Below are 18,103 nucleotides of genomic sequence, written 5' to 3' on the forward strand. Positions count from 1 at the left end.
TGCTCATGCGCCCTTGCCTATCCGGACGCGCATTCATACCGCCAAACGATCCGCGCCTTCAGGCGCGCTACAGCCTACTCCCGTTGCCGCACATACCGCCCAGGCGCGGGCTCGATCACCGGGAATTCCGCGGAGCCGGCTTCGGTGCGCGGCTTCACCTTCTTGCCGCCATACTGGTCGAGCCACGTGGTCCATTCGGGCCACCAGCTGCCAGGCACTTCGGCCGCCTGGTCGAGCCATTCGTCCGGACTTTCCGGCAACGTCCTGACGTCGCCTTCCAGGGTCCAGTAGTTGCGCTTTTTCTTCGCCGGCGGATTGATCACCCCTGCGATATGACCCGACGCGCCGAGCACGAACTTCAGCGGCCCGGTGAGCAGCGGCACCGACGCATAGGCGGTTTGCCACGGCACGATATGGTCTTCGCGTGAACCGTAGATGAAGGTGGGCACATCGATCTTCGAGAGGTCGATCGGCTCGCCGCAGGTGGTCAACGCACCCGGCTCGCGCAGACGATTCTCGAGATACGTGTTACGCAGATACCAGACATACATCGGGCCCGGCAGACTGGTCGAATCGCTGTTCCAGTACAGCAGATCGAACGGCACCGGCGTGCGCCCCTTGAGGTAATTGTCGACGACGTAGTTCCACACCAGATCGTTCGGCCGCAGGAACGAGAAGGTGTTGGCGAATTCGATGCCGCGCATCAAGCCGGGAACGCTGCCGTTCTTGCCGCCGATGGTCTGCTCGCGCATCTGCACATGCGCCTCGTCGACGAACACGTCGAGCACGCCCGTGTCGGAGAAGTCGAGCATTGCGGTGAGCAAGGTCATCGACGCGGCCGGATGCTGGCCGCGCGCTGCCGCCACCGCCAGCGCCGTGGCCAGCATGGTGCCGCCCACGCAGAAACCCAGCGTGTTGATCTGCTCGCGGCCGCTGATCTTGCTGACCGTGTCGATCGCCTCGAGGACGCCCTCGCCGATGTAGTCGTCCCACGTCTTGCTGGCGACCGATGCATCCGCATTACGCCACGAAATCAGGAACACCTGATGACCCGAATCGAGCCCGTGCGCGACCAGCGAGTTCTCCGGCTGCAGATCGAGAATGTAGAACTTGTTGATGCAAGGCGGCACGATCAGCAGCGGCCGCTCACGCACGGTGGCCGTGCGCGGCTTGTACTGGATCAACTGCATCAGGTCGTTCTCGAACACGACCGAGCCTTCGGTAGTCGCGAGATTTTCGCCGACCACGAAACGCGATTCGTCCGTCTGCGAAATCTTGCCGCGCTGCAGGTCGCCCAGCAGATTCATCACGCCCTGCCGCAAGCTCTCGCCCTGGCTATCCACCAAGGTCTTTTGCGCTTCCGGATTCAATGCGAAGAAGTTGCTGGGCGACGCCGCCGCGGTCCATTGCTGAACGGCGAAACGGACGCGCTCGCGCATCTTCGGTTCCGTTTCGAGCGCGTCGACCATTTCCTGCAGATAGCGCGCGTTCAACAGATACCACGCCGCGGTAAATGCGTAGGCGGGCGCCGCGCTCCACGCGTCGGAACTGAAGCGGCGGTCCTTGAGTTCGGGGGCTTTCGTCGTGGAAGTGGCCGCCTGCTGGATCAACTCCATCGCCTCGCGCGAATAATCGGCTTGCAGTTTTTGCAGACGCTCCGTTGGAATCGCGGCGCCCGGAACATTGAGTCCGGCGAATGAAGGCATTGGCGGCAGGGATCCCGCAGCCAGTTTGCTGAAGTCGGGCATGCCCGGAAACGACGGCATCTGCGGCAAGCCCATGTGCGGCATCTGTGGCATCTGCGGCATCGGGAAAGGCATGCCATTGCCGCCTGGCGACGCGCCGAGCGAACGCCACGCGTTCGTCCAGGCGTCGAGTAACTGCTGCATGCCTGCGGCCGGCGTTGCGCCGCTCGTACTAGCCTGCTGCGTGTGCTCCGTCGAGGAGTCAGTGTTGGGGGAGGTTGAAGAATGTGAAGCTGCCATACCTGCTTTTGACCGGTAAGTCCTTGCGGACGGGTTGAGAGGCAGGTTCATGCGCACGTGGGCGATTGCTCGCGACCTCGTCACGCCCTGTCCCATGTACGAGGAGCTGTGAGGAACATTCTTGCTCCCCATCGCAAGGCATGTCAATGCTTGTTCCCGATTTTGCCGCAGTGCGATAGTTTTTTAATTATCGTTTTCCCTGTGTGGTAGATCGCGCTTTTGGGACCTGAGTTGACAAGTGCCGGCGCAAGCGAAAAAACGCCCATAATGCATGGGTTTATGTACATTTTGCCGTTCGCAAACGAACATTTCCGGCGGCAGATTTATGCCTGCGCGGCGAATTCCGGCAGCGCAGCAAAAAAGCGTGCCGCGCCCCCGAATAAACCCTCATACGCGTGCTCGCTGGAAGGCGTCGCGCCCACCGTAGCGGGCGCCGGAGCGGTCAGCCTATTCCGCGATCGTCTGCGCCTGATCGTCCAGCCAGATCAGCGCGGCCATGCGCCCAGTCTCGCGATCGCGGCGATAGGAATAGAAACGCTCATGTTGCGTGACCGTGCACAGATCGCCGCCGACAATGCGCGTGACGCCGAGCCGCTGCAAGCGCAAACGCGCCAGCGCCGCGAGATCGGCAAGATATTTGCCCGGGTTTTGCGGATGCGTAACGAATGCATCCGCGGTGGCCTCGCGTTGCGCGCCGTCCACGCCATTCATGAAGGCGTCACGCACATCTGCACCCACCTCGAAGGCGCCCGGCCCGATCGCCGGGCCGAGATAGGCGTGCAACGATGCGGCCTCCACGCCGGCGAGACCGGCGACGCGCTCTGCGGTTTGTTCGACGATGCCCGCTGCCAGGCCACGCCAGCCGGCATGGGCCGCACCGACCGCACGCCCTGCTTCGTCGCATAACAGCACCGGCATGCAATCGGCGACCATCACGACACACACCGTGCCGGCCCGATCGGTGACACTGGCGTCCGCTCGTGTCGGCGCGCCGCTGGCGTGAGCCTGAGCAAGCGCATCTTCAGCCCGCACGATGCCGGCGCCGTGAATCTGTTCGAGCCACGCGGCCTCGCCTACGCCTGCCAGACTCAGCAGCCGCGCGCGATTGGTTGCGACCGCGGCGGGATCGTCGCCCGCTTTCATCCCCAGATTCAGGCCGCCGGGCTGGTCCACGCCATCCTGCCAGCGGCCGAACGGCGGCTCGCTCACGCCGCCGTTGCGCGTGGTGACGAGCGCACGCACCCGTGGCGACACGTTCCATGCCGGTTGCACGACATCGGCAAAGCTCAGCGCGGGCAAGCTCATGCGTGACCGTCCTCGTTGGGTTCGTCGTGCTCGGCGCGATTGTCGTCTTCGTCGCCTTCGTCGTAATCGCCGCCACCGTGTGCTTCGTCTTCGTCGGCGTAGTCGTCCAGCGAAGCGTCGCCCGGCGAGGCGTCGCCCGGCGAGGCGTCGTAATCGTCTTCCTCGTAGTATGTCTCGTCGAACTCGCCCGCGTCGTCACGCCCGAGGCCGAGCGCCGCCGACAGCACCTGCATGTCTTCCGGTGCATCGGCACGCCATTGCATGGTGCGGCCGGTTTGCGGGTGGATCAGGCCGAGGCGCCACGCATGCAGCGCCTGGCGTGCGAAACCGTCTGGCAACGGCGTCACCGAGCGCTTGCCGCGCGCGCGCCCATAAACCGGATCGCCGAGCAGCGGATGGCCGATGTGCGCGCAATGCACGCGAATCTGATGGGTGCGGCCGGTTTCCAGATCGCAATGAATCGCGGTGACCGGCTGACGCTGCCAGATCGCGGTGTCCACGCGCCGGAAATGCGTGCGTGCCGCTTTGCCCGATGCGCTCGTCACCACCGCCATGCGCGTGCGTTCGCGCGGATCGCGGCCGATCGGCGCGTCGATGGTGCCCTCTTCGGGCATGTTGCCCCACACCAGCGCGAGATAGCGGCGCTTCACCGTGCGTGCCTGGAGCTGGCGCACCAGATCGGTCTGCGCCTCGAGCGTGCGCGCCACCACCATCAGACCGGACGTTTCCTTATCGAGCCGATGGACGATACCCGCACGCGGCAGGCCGGCCGCAGCGTCGCCATAGCGGTACAGCAGACCGTTCAGAACGGTGCCGCTCCAGTTGCCGGCGGCCGGATGCACGACCATGCCAGCCGGCTTGTTGATGACCACGAGCGTGTCGTCCTCGTAGACAATCTCGAGCGGCACCGGCTCGGGTGTGAACGCGAGCTGCTCCGGCAGCAGATCGGGCACGAGCTCGATGGTCGCGCCAAGCGGCACCGGCTGGCGGATCTTCGCCGGCTTGCCGTCGATGCGCACCCGCTCCGACTCGATCCAGCTTTGCAGCCGGTTACGTGAAAACTCCGGAAAGACCCGGGCGAGCACCTTGTCGAGCCGTTCGCCGGCCAGTTCGTCGGGCACGACGACGCTGCGCGGCGACTCGTCCGCCACACGGCTCGCCACCGTCGGCACCCTGCTTTGCGGGCCGACGGCGGCGAGCGCGTCGCTGCCGAGATCGTCGTCGAGTGAATCGACGCCCAACGCGTCGGAGGGGTCAGCGCTTACGCTATAATCTTTGTTGCTATTCCCGGCACCGGTTGCGGCGCCTGGAGTATTTGAGCGGGTCATTGAGTCTGGGTCACCTGGACGTAAAGCTAGACTGGAAAATGCGAGCCTTGAACACCATCACTAAAACGGCGCTCAATTTGGCGGCCATCAAGAAGGCGGCCCGGAAAGTGGCCGGATACATTGCGTGCGCCGCAGCCGTCGCCATTATTGCGGCTTGTCACGGCCTGCCGGAAAAAACCGACGAGACGGCTACGTGGAACAACAACAAATTATATACGGAGGCGAACGACGCTCTGACCGGTGGTGATTTCGGCAAGTGCGCCAAGTATTTCGAGATGCTCGAAGGCCGCGATCCGTTCGGCCACTTTGCCCAGCAAGCGCAGATCAACGTCGCGTATTGCAACTGGAAAGATAACGAAAACGCCGCCGCCGACCAGGCGATCGACCGCTTCATCCAGTTGCACCCGGATCACCCGGACATCGCCTACGCCTACTACCTGAAAGGCATGATCCACTTCAACGACGACCTCGGTCTGTTCGGCCGCTTCTCCGGCCAGGACATGAGCGAGCGCGATCCGAAGTCGCTGCGCGAGTCGTATGACGCGTTCAAGGTCGTGGTCGACAAGTACCCGAACAGCAAGTATGCGCCGGACGCCGCGCAACGCATGCGCTATATCGTGAACGCGCTGGCGTCGCACGAAGTCCACGCGGCGGATTATTACTACCGCCGTGGCGCCTACGTCGCCGCGATCAACCGCGCGCAACTGGCGTTGAGGGAATACAAAAACGCGCCGGCTATCGAAGACGCACTGCACATCATGATGCTCTCGTACGAGAAGCTGAATCAGCCGCAACTGGCCGACGACACGAAGCGCATTCTGGCAGGCACCTTCCCCGACAGCCCGTACATCACGGGCCATGCAAGGCCGGGTAAGGAAAAGTCGTGGTGGCAGTTCTAAGCCGCACCACGCACTGAGAATCCGCTGCAAACAAAAACGCCACGACTTCGGTCGTGGCGTTTTTGTTTGGACAGCATCGCCAGCTATGCATCACAAGCGGATATCAGGCAGGTGCGCTCAGTCCCGCTCGAACATCGCAATCGACTCCACATGCGACGTATGCGGGAACATGTTCACCACGCCCGCGCCTACCAGCCGATAGCCGGCCTCATGCACCAGCAGACCTGAATCGCGTGCGAGCGTCGCCGGGTTGCACGACACGTAGACGATCCGCCTGGGCAGCGGCCCATTGCCGCTCTGCGCGATCTCCGCGAGTGCCTTGGCGACGGCCAGCGCGCCTTCGCGCGGCGGGTCGATGAGGAACTTGTCGAAATGGCCGAGCGCGCGCATGTCGTCGGCGGTGACTTCGAACAGGTTGCGGCAAGCAAACGACGTATGGCCCGCTACGCCGTTCAGCTCGGCATTGGCAAGCGCACGCGAAGTCAGCACGTCACTGCCTTCGATGCCCACCACTTCCTTCGAAATCCGCGCGAGCGGCAGCGTGAAGTTGCCGATTCCGCAGAACAGATCGAGCACGCGGTCGGTGCTGGCCGGGGCGAGCAGACGCAGCGCGCGGCTCACCAGCACGCGATTGATGGCGTGATTCACCTGGGTGAAATCGGTCGGCTTGAACGGCATCCGGATGTTGAATTCCGGCAGCGTGTAGTCGAGCTGCATGTCGAGCGGATAGAACGGCGTGACCGTGTCAGGACCGCCCGGCTGCAACCACCACTGGATCTTGTGTTCGTCCGCGAAATCGCGCAGCACCTGCTCGTCGGCGGCGGTGATCGGCGCGAGATTGCGCAGCACCAGCGCGGTGACCGAGGAGCCGACCGCGAGCTCGATTTGCGGCATACGATCGTAAATCGACAGCTTGCGGACCATGAAACGCAGCGGCATCAGCATCGCCGAAATGTGCGGCGGCAGCACCTCGCAGGTCTTCATATCGGCGATGTAGCTGCTCTTCTTCTCGTGGAAGCCGATCCGCATGCCGCCCTTTTCCGGCAGATAACGCACAGCCAGACGCGCGCGGTAGCGGTAACCCCAGGCCGGCCCGTGAATGGGCCGGAACACCGTCTCCGGGCGCAGCTTCGCCAGATGCTGGAAATTGTCTTCGAGCACGCGCTGCTTGACGGCGATCTGGGCGCGGATGTCGAGATGCTGCATCGAACAACCGCCGCAGATATCGAAGTAGGTGCATTTCGGTTTGGTGCGAAGCACGCTTTCGCGGAACACCTGGACAACCTCGGCCTGCTCGAATTTCGGCTTGCTGCGATGCGTCGAGTAGCTGACACGTTCGCCGGGCAACGCGCCTTCGACAAAAATCACCTTGCCGGGCGTGCCGTCTTCGCTCTCGATGCGGCCCACGCCGCGCGCTTCCATATCGAGCGAAACGATTTCGATGATCGGCTCATTGCCGGTAATGACGTGCGCTTTGACCGGAGCGGGCGCCTTCTGGTGCTTGGGCGAGCGACGGTGGGGGGCAGTTCGGGACACCTGCGACTTCCTGACAAACTTGGGGAAAGGCGAGATTGTAGACGAAGCGCCGCTGTCGCCAACGATTTGGCGCAGCTGCGGCGGCTAGCGCCTGCCTACCCGCGCCGTAGCCGATTCGCGTGCGGCGAACCGCTTCGTTATCACAATACTGCGACCTATTGATCGAATGCGGCCAGATACTCCGCCCATTGCGGCGCCGTTTCCAGCGCTAACGCATTCTTGACCAGGTTGATCTCGTCAGCATACTCTTCGGCCGAAAACGCGCCGCGGATCAGCTGGAAGCGGCAATACAGCAGGTACGTATTGACGACGTCGGTCTCGCAATAATTGCGGATTTCCTCGATGCGCCCTTGCTGGTACGCGTGCCACACCTGGCTGCCGTCCATCCCCATCTTGCCGGGGAAGCCGCACATCTTGGCGAGCGCGTCGAGGGGCGCGTTGGCGCGCGCCTGATACATCGCCAGCACGTCCATCAGATCGGTGTGACGCGCGTGATACCGGCTGATGTAGTTGTTCCACTTGAACTCGCGGTCGTCCTCGCCGAGGTCCCAGAAACGGGAGGCCGGAATGCCGTTGACCAGCGCGCGGTAGTTCAGCACCGGCAGGTCGAATCCGCCGCCGTTCCACGACACGAGCTGCGGCGTGTACTTTTCGATCACGCGATAAAACGACTGCACGAGCGCCGCCTCGCCGTCTTCCAGCGTGCCGAGCGAGCGCACGCGGAAGCCGTTGTGGTCGCGGAACACACAGGAAATCGCCGCGATCCGTTGCAGGTGGTGCGGCAGGAAATCGCTGCCGGTCTTTTCGCGGCGCGCCGCAAAAGCGTGCTCGGCGACTTCGGCGTCGCTCAGCGTGGCAGGCAGATCTTCGAGGCGGCGAATGCCGGCGACATCGGGAATCGTCTCGATGTCGAAAACAAGAATCGGTGTCATCAGGTTATAGAACGGCGTCCTTCCGAACACCGTTGGAGGCAAAGAAGCGCTTTAGCCGCACCAGCGCTTCCTGTTGGATCTGGCGTACACGCTCGCGCGTGAGGCCCATTTCGTCGGCCAGCTCTTCAAGCGTGGCGGGCTCGATGTGGTTCAGCCCGAAGCGGCGCTCGATCACATGACGATGTTTGTCCGACAGGCGCGCGAGCCATGCGCGTGTAAGCGTTTCCAGCTCGCGATGCTGCACTTCGGCGTCCGGCGACTGGCTTTGGTCGTCGGACAGCAGATCGAGCAGGCTGCTCGCCGGGTCGAGATCGAGCGGCGCATCGAGCGATGCGGTGTGTTCGTTCAGCGCGAGAATGTCGGTGACTTCGTCGGTGGTCTTGCCGGTCAGATAGGCGATGTCGTCGATGCTGGCGTCGCGGCGCTCGGCTGCTTCGCCGGAATTCATCGAATTCTTTTCCAGATGGCGCTTTGCGCGCAGCACCTGGTTGAGCTCACGGATCACGTGCACCGGCAAACGCACCGTGCGCGCCTGGTTCATGATCGCGCGCTCGATGCTCTGGCGGATCCACCAGGTGGCATACGTGGAGAAACGGAAGCCACGCGTGGGATCGAATTTCTCGATGGCGTGCATCAGGCCGAGGTTGCCCTCTTCGATCAGATCGAGCAGCGGCACGCCGCGGTTCAGGTACCCCTTCGCGATGCTGACGACGAGCCGCAGATTACGTTCGATCATCACTTGCCGCGCTTCGAACTCGCCCGCCTTCGCCAGGCGCGAATACTTCTGCTCTTCCTCGACGGTCAGAAGCGGCTTGACGCTGATGCGGTTCAGGTAATGCTGAATCGTGTCGGCCGTCAGCTCGGCTTGCAGCAACGCGCGGAAATCGTCTACGTCGGGCGGCGCTTCGCTCGCGCCTTCGCGGGCCTCGCCAGCTTCTTCCATGCTGCCCTGGCGTTCGTCGAGATCGCGCTCCTCGACGATCTCGTCTTCCGCTTCCGAAGCGCCGCCCTCCTCCACCGAAGCGGACGTGACGCGGCTAATCGTCTCAGACTCGGCTTGCGGCAGGCGGCGCTTCGATTTCGGCATGGTCGTATCGCTTATTGCGGCGGCAAATACTTCAGTGGGTCGACAGGTTTACCCTGCCGGCGAACTTCGAAATGCAACATCACGCGGTCGGAATCGCTATTGCCCATCTCGGCGATCTTCTGCCCTTTGGTCACCGCATCCCCCTCTTTTACCATCAAAGAGCGGTTGTGTGCGTACGCCGTGAGATAAGTTGCATCATGCTTGATGATAATGAGATTACCGTAACCACGCAGCCCATTTCCGGCATAAACCACGCGTCCATCCGCCGAAGCCTTAACTGGATCGCCAGCCGCGCCACCGATATTGATGCCCTTGTTGGTCGAATCGTTGAACGTGCCGAGCATCGGCCCCCGCACCGGCCATGCGAACGCAACGTTGCCGGACGCGCCGGTGCTCGAATCGCTCGCGCCAGCCGGGTTGGCCGGTGCCGTCAGCGACGCGTTGTTCGCACCCGAACCATAGATCGGCGGTGCCGCGACGCCTGCTGCGGCACCGCCCGACGGTGGCGTGCTGCCAAGCGGCGCGCTCTGCACCGCGCCACCGCCGATCGGCGCCGTCGACACGCCCGGCGTCAGGGCGGCGGTGTTCGCACCCGGCGGCACGACGCGCAGCAACTGATCGACTTCAATCTGATTCGGGTTCGTGAGATTGTTCCACGTCGAGATATCGCGGTAGTTCTGACCGTTCTCCAACGCGATCCGGTACAGCGTATCGCCCGGCTTCACGCGGTAGTAGCCCGGCGGCGGCGGTCCGAGCGGCACGGCCGGCTGTTGCGCGGCTTGCGTGCCGAGCGCACCGCTGCCGGAACGGTCGACGACCGGCGCCTGATCGAAGCGGGTCGCACAGGCCGACATCAACAGGGACAAGGCGAGCACGCACACGCTACGCTGGGTTACGGTCATGGGGGTAGTCAGTCTGGTTCTTTGCATCGCGCGCAACATACTCATCGGTGTCAAATCACTCCGGATTTTAAGGGTACAAAGAAAACGCGATCAAGCCGCGACTCGCGCCACTGCGCGGGTCCGAGGCGTTCGACCAGGGTCAGCACCTGGTTCTGGCCTTCCTGCGAGCCGACCGGCGCGACCAGACGGCCGCCGATCGCGAGTTGTTCAAGTAATGCTTGCGGTACGTCGAGTCCGGCCGCGGCGATCACGATCGCATCGAACGGCGCTGCCGACGGCAGCCCCAGACGGCCATCGCCGTAGTGCAGCCGAATGTTCGGAATGCGCAGCGGACGCAAGTTTGTCTTCGCGCGCTCGGATAGCGGCTTGATGCGCTCGATCGAATAAACATCCCGCGCGACCTGGCTCAGTACCGCTGCCTGATAGCCGCAACCTGTGCCGATTTCGAGCACGTTGTTCAATGCGCGGCCGGCGGCCGCCAGTTCGATCATCCGCGCGACCACAGAGGGCTTGGAAATCGTCTGGTGATGGCCGATCGGCAGCGCGGCATCTTCATAGGCCTGGGCCGCGAGGCCCGGGTCGACGAACATGTGACGCGGCACCACCGACATCGCGTTCAACACGCGCTGATCGGTCACACCGTTCGCACGCAGCCGTTCGACCATCCGTTCGCGAACCCGTTCCGAAGTCAGTGCCAAAGCGCCGTTCAACGCGACATTCGGCACGGCGGTCCGCTCGTTGAGTTTGGCCACTGGCTTGTTCACCGGCGCCGGTTTTGGCGCGGCGCGCACCGCCGCACTTTGCGCGACGGCTGTTGCGGGTGGTTTGGCTTGCGACTTGGCTTGGGCATTGACCGGCGGGCTCGCCGACGCCTTCGCTTGCGGCTTTTCTTGCGGCTTTGCAAGCGACGGCGCCTGCGCTTGGGCCTGTGCCCTCGCCGGCGGCTTCGCCTGGATTTTCCCCGCGGAGCCAGGTGCCGGGTTCTTCGCCGGTTGCTGGCGTGCGTTCAGCGCCGCGCTCGCGGCGAGTGCCGCCGCGCGCATTTCGCCCGGACGTCCTTCAGTCCGGCGCGGTTCGCGCACCAGGTCCTCGAGGCCGAGCGGAAAGCGCTTTGCGCGCTCGCTGGTCATGAGGTGCCGCTGCCGGCGCGCGCCCAGTCGCGCGCCGCGGGCAGCATCTGCGTGTGGGTCAGGTCGAGTTGCAACGGCGTGATCGACACCAGGCCGTTGGCGACGGCGTGAAAATCGGTGCCTTCGCTCGCGTCGCGCGCGCTGCCAGACGGACCGATCCAGTAGATCGGTTCGCCGCGCGGGTTGGTCTGGCGGATCACCGGCTGCGACGGATGCCGCTTGCCAAGACGCGTGATATGCCAGCCGCCGATTTGCTCATACGGCAGGTTCGGAATATTGACGTTCAGAAGCGGATGCCCCGGCAACGGGTGCTCGAGGTAGTGCGCGACGATCTCGGCGGCCACGCGCGCAGCATCTTCGAGGTGCACCCAGTCTTTGTCGACCAGCGAAAAGGCGATGGCCGGCACACCGAACATGATGCCTTCGGTGGCGGCGGCGACGGTACCCGAATAGAGCGTGTCTTCGCCCATGTTCTGGCCGTTGTTGATGCCTGAGACGACGAGGTCGGGCGTGTGGTCCAGCATACCGGTCAGCGCGATGTGCACCGAATCGGTTGGCGTGCCGTTGACGTAGTAGAAGCCGTTCGCCGAGCGCAGCACCGAAAGCGGGCGCGACAGCGTCAAGGAATTCGACGCGCCGCTGCAGTTCTGCTCGGGGGCCATCACGGTGACGTCCGCGATCGGCTTGAGCGCTTCGTAAAGCGCCGCAAGGCCTGGCGCCAGATAGCCGTCGTCATTGCTGAGTAGGATTCGCATGCGGCGATTGTAACCGAGGAAAGAAGGCACGCGAACGACACGGCAGGCGCTGCGCGCATCCCATGCAAAGCGCGCGCGCCGGGCCTCGCGGCGACGGGTATCGAGCGCACAGGCAGCCGGCTTCGAGCAATAAAAACGCACGGTCGTGCTGATTGTTTTACACTCAGAATAGTTGCGATGCCCCGAAGGAAGTCCCTTGGGGAACCCTGATCGATATGGAGACACGATGCGCGCGATTCGCTGCAATCAATACGGGCCGCCGGAGAGCCTGGTCGTCGAAAATCTGCCTGACCTCGAGCCGCCACCCGGCCACGTCGTGATCGACGTCAAAGCGGCGGCGGTCAACTTTCCCGATGTGCTGATCATCGAGAACAAGTACCAGTTCAAACCGCCCCTGCCCTTTACGCCCGGCTCGGAAGTCGCGGGCGTCGTGCGCGCGGTCGGCGCCGGGGTGACGCAGTTCAGGCCGGGCTCGCGGGTGGTCGCGTTCACCGGCTCAGGCGGGTTTGCCGAGCAGGCCCTGGCGCCTGTCGAGGCGTGCGTGCCGCTGGCGGACGGCGTCGAATTCGAACTGGCCGCCGCGTTCACGCTCGCCTATGGCACGTCGCATCACGCAGTGGTCGACCGCGGCCAGTTGAAGGCCGGTGAAACGATGCTGGTGTTGGGCGCGGCGGGCGGCGTCGGGCTTGCCGCGGTCGAGATCGGCAAGGCGCTCGGTGCGCGCGTGATCGCGGCGGCGTCGAGCGACGAGAAGCTCGCCACCTGCGTGAAGCATGGCGCGGACGCGACCATCAACTACAGCACCGAAGATCTGCGCGAGCGCATCAAGGCGCTGACCGATGGCAAGGGTCCGGACGTGATCTACGATCCGGTCGGCGGCGTGTATGCGGAACCGGCGTTTCGCAGCATCGGCTGGCGCGGTCGTTATCTGGTGGTCGGCTTTGCAAATGGCGAGATCCCGAAGTTGCCGCTCAACCTGACGCTGCTCAAAGGCGCAAGTCTGGTCGGTGTGTTCTGGGGAGACTTTGCGAAACGCGAGCCGCAGCACAATCACGCCGCGTTCCAGCAAATGACCGGCTGGATTGGCGAAGGCAAGCTCAAGCCCTATGTATCGGAACGTTATTCGCTCGAAGACACCGGCCGCGCGTTGCGCGACATGGCCGAGCGGCGCGTGATCGGGAAGGTAGTGATTACGCCTTAACCGTTAGCCGTCGCGCGCTCAACGTGCGCTTCATCGAGCGACAAATGAAAACGGCGCGAGGTTTTAAAACCGCGCGCCGTTTTTGCTGCGCCCAGCGCTCGTGTGCCTACAGCTTTTCCGTATCACCCGACTTTGGCTGCCACTTCATCAGCCGCCGCTCGCCCAGCCCGACGATGGCATCGAGAATCAGCGCGAACGCCGTCAACACCAGAATGCCGGCGAACACGGTATTGATATCGAAAGTGCCCTCGGCTTGCAGAATCAGATAGCCGACGCCGCGCGCCGAGCCGAGATATTCCCCCACCACCGAGCCGACGAACGCCAGGCCCACCGATGTATGCAAGCTCGAAAACACCCAGCTCATCGCGCTTGGCAGATAGACGAAACGCAGCAACTGCTTGCGGTTGGCGCCGAGCATACGCGCGTTGGCGAGCACAACCGGGCTCACTTCCTTCACGCCCTGGTAGACGTTAAAGAACACGATAAAGAACACCAGCGTGACGCCTAGCGCCACCTTCGACCAGATGCCGAGGCCAAACCACACGCCGAAGATCGGCGCAAGAATCACCCGCGGCATCGAGTTGGCCGCCTTGATATAGGGATCGAATAGCGCGCTCGCGAGCGGCGACAGCGCAAGCCACAGACCGACGCCGAGTCCGAGCGCGGTGCCGAGCGCGAACGCGAGCACCGTTTCGACGAGGGTGATCCACAGGTGCAGATAGATTTCGCCGCCCGTGAACCACTCCCAGATGCGCTGCAGTACGTTCTGCGGCTCGCCGAAGAAGAACGCGGCCTTGTTCGGGTCGTCGAAATAGAACGGCGGCAGCAGTGTCGGACTGGTCAGCACGTACCAGAGCACGAAGCACAGTACGAGCAGCAGCCACTGCCAGATCACCAGGTTCGCCCGGTTCGGGCGTAACGTCTTCCACATGACTCGGTTTGCCTTAGACGATTGATCGACGCTACTGCCGAACGTAACTTGCGAACGCAACAGCAAGACGCAAATGTGTCACCCAACTGCGAGACCCGACCGTGAGCCGCGATTAAACGGCCGTCAGTTGCTGCTGGTAGCCCTTGAGCACCTCATCGCGCAGCACGCTCCAGATCTGCGCATGCAATTCGACGAAACGCGGATGCGCGCGGATCTCGGCGACGTCGCGCGGACGCGGCAGATCGATCGTGAATTCGCCGATCGGATGCGTGCCCGGCCCCGCCGACAGCACCACCACGCGGTCGGACATCGAGATCGCTTCGTCGAGATCGTGCGTGATGAATAGCACCGCTTTGCGTTTGGCGGCCCACAGGTCGAGCAACTCGTTCTCCATCAACTGACGCGTCTGGATATCGAGCGCGGAAAACGGCTCGTCCATCAGGATGATGTCCGGATCGAGGATCAGCGTCTGTGCCATCGCGACGCGCTTGCGCATGCCGCCCGACAGTTGATGCGGATAGCGGTCGCCGAAACCGCCGAGGCCCACGCGCTTCAACCATTCGTCGGCTTTGCTGCGCGCTTCGGCCGGCGGCACGCCGCGGAATGCCAGGCCGGCCATCACGTTGTCGATGGCCGAGCGCCACGGCATCAGTGCGTCAGCCTGGAACATATAGCCGGCGCGCCGGTTGATCCCCTTGAGCGGCTCGCCGAATACACTGACCGTGCCCGACGACGGCCCCAGCAAACCCGCGCCGACGTTCAGCAAGGTGGATTTGCCGCAACCGGTCGGGCCGACCACCGAGACGAATTCGCCCGGCGCGATGCGCAAGGTCGTGTCCTTGACCGCCGTATAGCGCTGCGCGCGGTTGTCCCGCGCAGCGAACGTGCAGGTGATGTTGTCGAGCGCCAGGGCGGCAACGGTCATCGTTCGACTCGCTTCGAAGATCGGTTTCGGTTTGTCATGCCGTCATGACGGCGATGGTTGAGGCAAGCGCGGCACGTACCGCCCCCGGCTCCACACTTACGGCGCTCAGGCCTTGACCGTCGCCAGTGCTTTCTTGACGAAGTCGTTGGTCCACGTCTTCGACAAATCGATCGGCTTGCCCTGCACGTTCGGATCGAATGCCTGCAAGGTCTTCAGCGACGTGGCCGGGCCGTCGGCGGGCATCAGGCCATCCGGAGACATCGCTTCCTTCACGTGCTGCCACGCGTCCAGATACACCGCGCGGTCGCCGAGCAGATAGCCTTCCGGCACCGTGTCGATCAGCGCGCTGCCGGTCGCCGTTTGCAACCACTTGAGTGCGCGCACCATCGCATTGGTCAGCGCCTGGGTGGTGTTCGGATTCTTCGTGATGAAGCTCTGCGACGCGTACAGGCACCCCGCCGGCATGTCGCCGCCAAACACGCTGCGCGTGTCGGCCAAGGTCCGCGTGTCCGATACGACGCGAATCTCGCCGCTGCGTTCGAGCTTCGTCATCACCGGGTCGAGATTGGCGATGGCGTCGATCTGGCCCGACTGCAGCGCCGCGATCGCCCCCGCCCCTGCGCCCACACCGATGAACGCGACGTCTTTCGCGGTCAGCCCGGCTTTCGCCAGCACGAAACTCGCCATGATCGAGGTCGACGAACCCGGCGCGGTCACGCCGATTTTCTTGCCCTTCAGATCGGCGATCGACTTATAGTTCGGCATCGCCTTCTTCGAGACCGCGAGTACGATCTGCGGCGCACGCCCTTGCAGCACGAATTCGCGGAACGCCTGCTTTTGCGCCTGCAGCAGCAAGGTGTGTTCGAACGCGCCGGAGACCACATCCGCACTGCCGCCCACTGCCGCCTTCAGCGCTTGCGAGCCGCCGGCGAAATCCGAGATTTCGACGTCGAGCCCTTCGTCCTTGAAGTAATTGCGGCGCTCGGCAATCGTGAGCGGCAAGTAATAGAACAGATTCTTGCCGCCGACGGCGATCGCCACCTTGGTGGTTTCAGGTTTGCCCTGCGCGAAGGCGAGCGGCGTGGCAGCGAACGTGGCGCCCGCGAGTGCGGCGGTACCGGCGAGGAAGGTTCTGCGTTGCATGGTCTGTTGTCTCCAAACTTTTGTTGTCTTTTTTGCAGCGCGCTCACTTACACAATCAGTTGCGCACGCAACCTTGCAATGTGGTCAGAATCATAACCTAGCGATTGCAGGACTTCATCGGTATGTTCACCCAGTTCCGGGCCTAGCCAGCGCGTTTCGCCGGGTGTTTCCGAGAGCTTCGGCGTCACCGCGGGAAGCGTGATTTCCTGACCGTCCTGCCACCTGAAGCGCTGGATCATCTGGCGCGCCATGAATTGCGGATCGGTGAACATGTCCGCGACGCTGTAAATACGGCCGACCGGCACGTCGGCGGCGTTCAGCACGGCGAGCGCCTCGTCGATGGTGCGCGTGGCGAGCCACGCAGCGATCGCACCGTCGATTTCCTGCGTGCGCGGCACGCGGCCGTCGTTGTGCGCCAACGCGGGATCGTTCGCCAGATCTTCTCGTTCGATGGCGATCATCAAGCGCCTGAAGATCGGGTCGCTATTGCCGCCGATCACGATGCTGCCGTCGCGGCAAGGATATGTGTTCGACGGCACGATGCCCGGCAGCGACGCGCCGGTACGCTCGCGCACCATGCCGTACACGCCGTACTCCGGCACCACGCTCTCCATCATGTTGAAGACCGCCTCGTACAGCGCGACGTCGACGACCTGCCCTTTGCCGCCGTTCACCTGCTTGTGATGCAGCGCCATCAATGCGCCGATTACGCCGTGCAGCGCGGCAATCGAATCGCCGATCGAAATGCCGATGCGCGGCGGCGGCAAATCCGGGTAGCCGGTGATGTGGCGCAAACCGCCCATCGATTCGGCGATCGCTCCGAATCCAGGCCGGTCGCGATACGGCCCGCTCTGGCCATAGCCGGACAGACGCACCATCACGAGCCCCGGGTTCTCCGCCGACAAGACGTCATAACCGAGACCGAGCTTCTCCAACAAACCCGGCCGGAAATTTTCGACGACGATATCGGCTTCTTTCGCCAGACGCCGCACGATCTCCTTGCCCTCCTCGGCTTTCAGATTGATCGTGACGGATTTCTTGTTGCGCGCCTGAACGGCCCACCACAGCGACGTGCCACCGACTTCCGGATAGAGCTTGCGCCACTTGCGCAGCGGGTCGCCGCCTTTGGGATCTTCGATCTTGATGACGTCGGCGCCAAACTCGCCGAGAAAGCGCGCGGCGAACGGGCCGGCGATCAGCGTGCCGAGTTCGAGCACCTTGACGCCGGCAAGCGGGCCTTTCGGCGTGGCGGTGGCGCTGGGATCGGGGTTGACGCTCATGTGTCTCCTCTGTGTTCTGTTCTTGCCAAGGCGGCGCGCGGCGCGAGGCGATGCGGACCGGTCTCGCGCGGCTCGCTCAGACATGGCAGGCGCCGCGACGTGGCGCTTTCCGTGACGTCGCGCTACATCGAGCGCCGGTCGAGCATCGCACGGGCGATGGTGCCGGCGTCGACATACTCGAGTTCACCGCCCACCGGCACGCCGCGCGCGAGGCGCGTCACGGCAAGACCGCGCGCCTTGAGCGTCTGCCCGAGGTAATGCGCGGTGGCCTCGCCTTCATTGGTGAAATTGGTTGCGAGCACAACTTCCTTGACGATGCCGTCCGAAGCGCGTTTGACCAGCCGGTCGAAATGGATTTCCTTCGGACCGATGCCGTCGAGCGGACTGAGCCGCCCCATCAGAACGAAATAGAGGCCGCGATAGGTCATCGTCTGTTCGAGCATGATCTGGTCGGCGGGCGTCTCGACGACGCACAACAGCGCCGGATCGCGCTCCTCGTCGAGACAGACCTCGCAGATCTGCGCTTCGGTAAAGGTGTTGCACTTCTCGCAGTGCTGCAGATGTTCAGTCGCGAACAGCAACGAGCGGCCGAGTTTTTCGGCGCCGTCGCGGTCGTGCTGCATCAGGTGGTACGCCATGCGTTGCGCGGACTTAGGCCCGACACCGGGCAGCACGCGCAGCGCTTCGACGAGCGCCGACAAGGCGGAAGGTTGTTTCATGCGGATCGGCGGTGTCGAAGTGGGTGTTGCCTGGTAGGGTCCGGT

The 18,103-nt window shown here is 63.6% G+C and carries 16 protein-coding genes; 2 read left to right on the forward strand and 14 right to left on the reverse strand.

The window, feature by feature from the left end:
* Positions 1 to 74 precede the first annotated feature (74 nt).
* From phaC to P3T22_RS04255, 3 genes are all read right to left on the reverse strand, one after another.
* Positions 75 to 1,889, reverse strand: a complete 1,815-nt coding sequence (phaC, locus tag P3T22_RS04245) for a class I poly(R)-hydroxyalkanoic acid synthase (protein ID WP_429324460.1) — start codon at positions 1,887 to 1,889, stop codon at positions 75 to 77.
* A 543-nt stretch (positions 1,890 to 2,432) separates the two neighbouring features.
* The gene (pgeF, locus tag P3T22_RS04250) at positions 2,433 to 3,290 is read right to left on the reverse strand and encodes a peptidoglycan editing factor PgeF (protein ID WP_063496314.1); all 858 of its coding nucleotides are present in this window, start codon (positions 3,288 to 3,290) and stop codon (positions 2,433 to 2,435) included.
* Complete coding sequence (locus tag P3T22_RS04255) at positions 3,287 to 4,618, reverse strand: RluA family pseudouridine synthase (RefSeq protein WP_429324298.1); 1,332 nt, start codon at positions 4,616 to 4,618, stop codon at positions 3,287 to 3,289. The genes pgeF and P3T22_RS04255 overlap by 4 nt, the downstream gene beginning before the upstream one ends.
* Positions 4,619 to 4,656: 38 nt before the next feature.
* Between P3T22_RS04255 and P3T22_RS04260 the strand changes: the two genes are divergently transcribed.
* Complete coding sequence (locus tag P3T22_RS04260) at positions 4,657 to 5,517, forward strand: outer membrane protein assembly factor BamD (protein ID WP_063496316.1); 861 nt, start codon at positions 4,657 to 4,659, stop codon at positions 5,515 to 5,517.
* A gap of 117 nt (positions 5,518 to 5,634) precedes the next feature.
* On the opposite strand, the gene rlmD is transcribed toward P3T22_RS04260, so the two are convergent.
* The 6 genes from rlmD to surE form a co-directional block, all read right to left on the reverse strand.
* On the reverse strand, positions 5,635 to 7,053 hold the full coding sequence (gene rlmD, locus P3T22_RS04265) for a 23S rRNA (uracil(1939)-C(5))-methyltransferase RlmD (protein WP_429324299.1): 1,419 nt from the start codon (positions 7,051 to 7,053) through the stop codon (positions 5,635 to 5,637).
* 155 nt (positions 7,054 to 7,208) lie between these two features.
* Positions 7,209 to 7,985, reverse strand: a complete 777-nt coding sequence (locus P3T22_RS04270) for a 3'-5' exonuclease (RefSeq protein ID WP_063496318.1) — start codon at positions 7,983 to 7,985, stop codon at positions 7,209 to 7,211.
* Positions 7,986 to 7,989: 4 nt separating this feature from the next.
* Positions 7,990 to 9,072: an RNA polymerase sigma factor RpoS gene (gene rpoS / locus P3T22_RS04275; protein ID WP_063496319.1), complete on the reverse strand. Its 1,083-nt coding sequence runs from the start codon at positions 9,070 to 9,072 to the stop codon at positions 7,990 to 7,992.
* An 11-nt stretch (positions 9,073 to 9,083) separates the two neighbouring features.
* A complete protein-coding gene (locus P3T22_RS04280) occupies positions 9,084 to 10,019 on the reverse strand; it encodes a peptidoglycan DD-metalloendopeptidase family protein (protein WP_429324300.1) in 936 nt (311 codons plus the stop codon).
* Positions 10,020 to 10,024: 5 nt separating this feature from the next.
* Positions 10,025 to 11,104 (reverse strand): protein-L-isoaspartate(D-aspartate) O-methyltransferase, encoded by a 1,080-nt coding sequence (locus P3T22_RS04285; RefSeq protein ID WP_429324301.1) that lies wholly within the window; start codon positions 11,102 to 11,104, stop codon positions 10,025 to 10,027.
* Positions 11,101 to 11,859, reverse strand: a complete 759-nt coding sequence (surE, locus tag P3T22_RS04290; protein ID WP_063497963.1) for a 5'/3'-nucleotidase SurE — start codon at positions 11,857 to 11,859, stop codon at positions 11,101 to 11,103. Before surE ends, P3T22_RS04285 begins: the two co-directional genes overlap by 4 nt.
* 226 nt (positions 11,860 to 12,085) lie before the next feature.
* Between surE and P3T22_RS04295 the strand changes: the two genes are divergently transcribed.
* Positions 12,086 to 13,060, forward strand: a complete 975-nt coding sequence (locus tag P3T22_RS04295) for an NADPH:quinone oxidoreductase family protein (RefSeq protein WP_063496322.1) — start codon at positions 12,086 to 12,088, stop codon at positions 13,058 to 13,060.
* Between the two features lie 106 nt (positions 13,061 to 13,166).
* Here P3T22_RS04295 and P3T22_RS04300 read toward each other — a convergent pair whose 3' ends face one another.
* From P3T22_RS04300 to recR, 5 genes are all read right to left on the reverse strand, one after another.
* The gene (locus P3T22_RS04300; RefSeq protein ID WP_429324302.1) at positions 13,167 to 13,991 is read right to left on the reverse strand and encodes an ABC transporter permease; all 825 of its coding nucleotides are present in this window, start codon (positions 13,989 to 13,991) and stop codon (positions 13,167 to 13,169) included.
* A gap of 112 nt (positions 13,992 to 14,103) precedes the next feature.
* Entirely contained in the window at positions 14,104 to 14,916 is an 813-nt protein-coding gene (locus P3T22_RS04305) for an ABC transporter ATP-binding protein (RefSeq protein WP_169486465.1), read from the reverse strand.
* 105 nt (positions 14,917 to 15,021) lie between these two features.
* Entirely contained in the window at positions 15,022 to 16,059 is a 1,038-nt protein-coding gene (locus P3T22_RS04310) for an ABC transporter substrate-binding protein (RefSeq protein WP_429324303.1), read from the reverse strand.
* A 47-nt stretch (positions 16,060 to 16,106) separates the two neighbouring features.
* Complete coding sequence (locus P3T22_RS04315; protein WP_429324304.1) at positions 16,107 to 17,339, reverse strand: CaiB/BaiF CoA transferase family protein; 1,233 nt, start codon at positions 17,337 to 17,339, stop codon at positions 16,107 to 16,109.
* A gap of 122 nt (positions 17,340 to 17,461) precedes the next feature.
* The gene (gene recR, locus P3T22_RS04320; RefSeq protein ID WP_063496327.1) at positions 17,462 to 18,058 is read right to left on the reverse strand and encodes a recombination mediator RecR; all 597 of its coding nucleotides are present in this window, start codon (positions 18,056 to 18,058) and stop codon (positions 17,462 to 17,464) included.
* Positions 18,059 to 18,103 lie beyond the last annotated feature (45 nt).

The sequence above is a fragment of the Paraburkholderia sp. GAS348 genome (genome assembly GCF_050434205.1).
Lineage (GTDB): Bacteria > Pseudomonadota > Gammaproteobacteria > Burkholderiales > Burkholderiaceae > Paraburkholderia.

Coding starts and splice junctions, on each gene's coding strand:
- pgeF (WP_063496314.1), bottom strand. CDS start 3,290: ATGAGCTTGCCCGCGCTGAGCTTTGCCGATGTCGTGCAACCGGCATGG.
- P3T22_RS04310 (WP_429324303.1), bottom strand. CDS start 16,059: ATGCAACGCAGAACCTTCCTCGCCGGTACCGCCGCACTCGCGGGCGCC.
- P3T22_RS04315 (WP_429324304.1), bottom strand. CDS start 17,339: ATGAGCGTCAACCCCGATCCCAGCGCCACCGCCACGCCGAAAGGCCCG.
- P3T22_RS04260 (WP_063496316.1), top strand. CDS start 4,657: ATGCGAGCCTTGAACACCATCACTAAAACGGCGCTCAATTTGGCGGCC.
- P3T22_RS04300 (WP_429324302.1), bottom strand. CDS start 13,991: ATGTGGAAGACGTTACGCCCGAACCGGGCGAACCTGGTGATCTGGCAG.
- rpoS (WP_063496319.1), bottom strand. CDS start 9,072: ATGCCGAAATCGAAGCGCCGCCTGCCGCAAGCCGAGTCTGAGACGATT.
- P3T22_RS04270 (WP_063496318.1), bottom strand. CDS start 7,985: ATGACACCGATTCTTGTTTTCGACATCGAGACGATTCCCGATGTCGCC.
- P3T22_RS04255 (WP_429324298.1), bottom strand. CDS start 4,618: ATGACCCGCTCAAATACTCCAGGCGCCGCAACCGGTGCCGGGAATAGC.
- P3T22_RS04295 (WP_063496322.1), top strand. CDS start 12,086: ATGCGCGCGATTCGCTGCAATCAATACGGGCCGCCGGAGAGCCTGGTC.
- surE (WP_063497963.1), bottom strand. CDS start 11,859: ATGCGAATCCTACTCAGCAATGACGACGGCTATCTGGCGCCAGGCCTT.
- P3T22_RS04305 (WP_169486465.1), bottom strand. CDS start 14,916: ATGACCGTTGCCGCCCTGGCGCTCGACAACATCACCTGCACGTTCGCT.
- phaC (WP_429324460.1), bottom strand. CDS start 1,889: ATGCAGCAGTTACTCGACGCCTGGACGAACGCGTGGCGTTCGCTCGGC.
- recR (WP_063496327.1), bottom strand. CDS start 18,058: ATGAAACAACCTTCCGCCTTGTCGGCGCTCGTCGAAGCGCTGCGCGTG.
- P3T22_RS04285 (WP_429324301.1), bottom strand. CDS start 11,104: ATGACCAGCGAGCGCGCAAAGCGCTTTCCGCTCGGCCTCGAGGACCTG.
- P3T22_RS04280 (WP_429324300.1), bottom strand. CDS start 10,019: ATGAGTATGTTGCGCGCGATGCAAAGAACCAGACTGACTACCCCCATG.